General features: G+C 76.0%; 2 protein-coding genes. One reads left to right on the top strand and one right to left on the bottom strand.

The features are described from left to right. The first annotated feature begins 72 nt into the window (after nucleotides 1-72). Entirely contained in the window at nucleotides 73-843 is a 771-nt protein-coding gene (gene pgl / locus G5C65_RS36620; protein ID WP_165303355.1) for a 6-phosphogluconolactonase, read from the top strand. Between the two features lie 146 nt (nucleotides 844-989). Here pgl and G5C65_RS36615 read toward each other — a convergent pair whose 3' ends face one another. Further along, nucleotides 990-1,739, bottom strand: a complete 750-nt coding sequence (locus G5C65_RS36615) for a helix-turn-helix transcriptional regulator (RefSeq protein ID WP_165303354.1) — start codon at nucleotides 1,737-1,739, stop codon at nucleotides 990-992. Nucleotides 1,740-1,817: the final 78 nt, after the last annotated feature.

Raw genomic sequence — 1,817 nt, 5'->3', positions numbered from 1 at the left:
CTTCTTCTCCGGCTCCGCCGAGCCGGAGAAGAAGACGGCGGCGGCGCGGAAGTCCGCCAAGGCGGCCGGGAAGTGACGGCACCCCAGGTCGTGGTCCACCACCACAAGGAGGAGATGGCCGAGGCCGCCGCGGCCCGGCTCATCACGACGGTGGTGGACGCGCAGCTCTCGCGCGGCGCGGCCTCCGTGGTGCTCACGGGCGGGCGGAACGGCAACGGCCTGCTGGCCGCGCTGGGGGCCTCCCGCGCCCGGGACGCGGTGGACTGGTCGCGGCTCGACCTGTGGTGGGGCGACGAGCGCTTCCTGCCGGAGGGCGACCCGGAGCGCAACCACACCCAGGCGCGGGAGGCGCTGCTGGACGCGGTCCCGCTGGATCCGGCCCGCGTCCACCCGATGGCCTCCTCGGACGGCGCGTTCAGCGGCGACGCGGAGGCGGCGGCCGAGGCGTACGTCGCCGAGCTGGCGGCTGCGGCGCGGCCCGAGGACCACGGTCCGGTCCCCTCCTTCGACGTCCTGCTGCTCGGCGTCGGGCCCGACGCCCATGTGGCCTCGCTCTTCCCCGAGCACCCCGGTGTGCGGGAGGCGGAGCGCACGGTCGTCGGCGTGCACGGCGCCCCGAAGCCGCCGCCTACCCGGGTGTCGCTGACCCTCCCCGCGATCCGGGCGGCGAAGGAGGTGTGGCTGCTGGCCGGCGGCGAGGACAAGGCGGGCGCGGTGGCCATGGCGCTCTCCGGCGCGGGCGAGCTGCAGGCGCCCGCGGCGGGCGCGTACGGTCGGCAGCGCACCCTCTGGCTCCTGGACGAGGCGGCGGCGGCCCAGCTTCCGAGAGCCCTGAAGCCCTGACCAAAGGCGTACCCTGCATCGGGGCTGGCACAGCGCCGCCGGTCCACCAGGGGCGCCCCGCCAGGGGCGCGGGGAACTGCGCGCCCCTGGCGGGGCGCCCGCGGCCCGCGACGTGCGGACAGGGGCAGCCCGAGCCCGGCAGGCACTCACTCCGGACTCCCCTGATGCGCACCCGGCGTGTAGCCGAAGGCGCGGCGGAAGACGTCGATGAAGGCGCTGGCGGACGACCAGCCGCACGCGTGCGCGACAGCCGTCACCGCGGCGCCGTCCGCCAGCATCCGCAGCGCGTGGTAGAGCCGCAGCTGGGTGCGCCACTGCGGAAACGTCATCCCGAGCTCGGCGCGGAAGAGCCGGCTCAGGGTGCGCTCCCCGGCATGGACGCCGGCGCTCAGCTCGGCGAGCGTCCGGGGGTCCGCCGGGTCCTCGGACAGCAGCGCGCAGACGGCCGCGAGCCGCGGGTCCCGCGGCGCGGGGAGCTGCACGGGCTGCTGCGGCGAGGCCCGCAGCTGATCGAGCAGCACGGCGTGCAGCCGGTGCCGCTCCGGGCTGGTGTCGTCGGGGTCGCGCGTGCAGACGAGGATCAGCTCGCGCAGCAGCGGGCTGACGGACAGCACCGTGGGCGCGTCCAGGCGCAGCGGGTTGTCGCCGACGGGCAGGCCGAGCAGATGCAGTTCGAGATGGCCGTGTGCGCGGTGCGCGTGGACGGTTCCGGCGGGCACCCACAGCGCGCGGGTGCCGGGCGCGAACCAGGTGCCCGCTTCGGTGGTGACGGCCACGACGCCGGAGCCCGCGTAGATGATCTGGTGGTCGTCGTGGCGGTGGGCTTCGACCCGTTCTCCGGCCGCCAGGCTCCGCGCCCGGGTCGGCGCCCTGGAGGTGTGGCGGATATCCGGCATACCTTGGCACTTTATCGGAAGCACGACAGGGGCGCGGCGCCGACGATCGAGGGGTGTCCTCAGCAGCCTCCCCCTCCC

Origin of the sequence: Streptomyces boncukensis (assembly GCF_011045075.1) — a bacterium.
Classification (GTDB): Bacteria; Actinomycetota; Actinomycetes; order Streptomycetales; family Streptomycetaceae; genus Streptomyces; species Streptomyces boncukensis.
Note: the sequence above shows the minus strand (reverse complement) of the source record. Positions and strands in the feature narration are given on the sequence as shown.

What these genes read in the sequence shown, in the direction of transcription:
- G5C65_RS36615 (WP_165303354.1), bottom strand. Translation starts at nt 1,739, where the DNA reads ATGCCGGATATCCGCCACACCTCCAGGGCGCCGACCCGGGCGCGGAGC.